Annotated in this window: 1 protein-coding gene; it reads left to right on the top strand. The window is 53.6% G+C overall.

The window, feature by feature from the left end:
- On the top strand, nt 1-1,700 hold a 1,700-nt coding region (locus AOY23_RS22835), incomplete at both ends, for a beta strand repeat-containing protein (RefSeq protein ID WP_418080603.1).

The following is a 1,700-nucleotide window of genomic DNA, read 5'->3' as shown; positions in this document are numbered from 1 at the left end:
ACGGCCATCACCGGCGACGGTGCGGTAGTCAATAACGGTGGTGATGCAAAAATCAGCGGCGGCGGTACCGGTACCCGTGTGGACGGTAACGACGCGGTGATTGTTAACACTGGCGACACCACCGCCGATGGCGAAGGTTCAGCGGGAACGGTGATTAACGGCGACAACGCCAGCTTTGACCAGCAGGGCGACATCACTGTCACCAATGGTGCGACAGGTATCGCGGTCAACGGCACCACCGCGAAAATCGACAACAGCGGGACCATTACCGTGACGGACGCAGGCTCCACCGGTGTCCTCGTCAGCGGTGACAATGCCAGCTTCACCAACACCGGCACCCTCGACAGCAGCCTGAACGGTACCGGGGTCAGCATTACCGGTGACAGCGCCAGCGTGATGCTCGACGGCACGGTGAATGTCCATGCAGTAAAAGATGCGGACGGGATTTACCAGGGCGCGACCGGGGTCAGCGTGGCGGGGAATAACGGCACGGCGGAAATTACCGGTGACGTCGTGATTACCGGTTCAATGGATGAGTCTGACGTTGCACCTGAAGGGACATTAACCGGCGTAGGCGTTTCCGGCACCGGGAATACCGTAACACTGGATGGCGCAGTCAATATGACGCTGGACAGTACTCAGGAAAATGATGTCGGTACCTTTTCGGCAGTGGGTATTACTGTTTCCGGAAGTGATAATACAGTCAATATTAACGGTGGGATGAACCTCAGTACCTCTGTCGTGGATAACCACTATGATGAATTACCATTTAATCAAAATACGTATGGTATTACGGTTTCAGGAGATAACACTGTCAATGTGAGTGGTCAGTCGATCATAAACATAACAGGGTTATACGGGGAGCCTTCGGGTCTGGCAAGTCTCAGCGGCGGCGGGCATCTGGTACTTAACCCGGACTCAACGCTGGACATTAATTTTAACGCAGCGTCAATGTGGGGCGGGCAGGTATCAGCAACCTCAGTTTATGCTGTTATGTACGCTTCCGGTAATGATACTGATATCTCTAATTATGGAATAATTAATGCATCAACAGGCACAACAATTGCAAAAGTGTCGGATGGTGCCTCAATGCGTAATAGCGGAAAAGTGAACATATCTTCATCTGGTTCATCCTTTTCGCAGACCGCCGCAATGGAAGCGTCTGCAGTGGGTTCCAGCGTAGTGAATGCCCAGGGTGGAGAAATCAATATCACTTCTGCTGACAAGCCCGTAGGCTCCAGTTTTTACTATGTTTATTTTCCGGCTGCATGGATTGCCAATACCGAATATGCCCTGCTGGCGACAAACTACGGCAGTGTGGAAAACGATGCCGGGGCGACCATCAACCTCAACGGTGCGGGTCTCTATGGTGTGGCGGCCGCTAAAGGCACCGCCACCAATGCCGGGACCATTAACGTCGATGGTTTTGTTCCCACCCTCGATGAAGACGGCAATATTACCGGTAAAACGTTCTACAGTACCAGTCAGCTGTACACCATGAGCACCGGGGTGATTACCGGCTCCTCCGAGGCCGGTAAAGGCAACGCTACCGGCCTGAACACCGGTACCATCAACGTCAACAACGAAGGTATCGGGATGCTGGCGCTCAACGGCGGCACCGTTACCAACCAGGGCACTATCAACCTCACCGCGGACGACGGTGTGGAAAAATCAGCCGACAACCAGTTAATCGGCATGGC

The sequence above is a fragment of the Trabulsiella odontotermitis genome, assembly GCF_001297775.1.
Lineage (GTDB): Bacteria > Pseudomonadota > Gammaproteobacteria > Enterobacterales > Enterobacteriaceae > Trabulsiella > Trabulsiella odontotermitis.
Note: the sequence above shows the minus strand (reverse complement) of the source record. Positions and strands in the feature narration are given on the sequence as shown.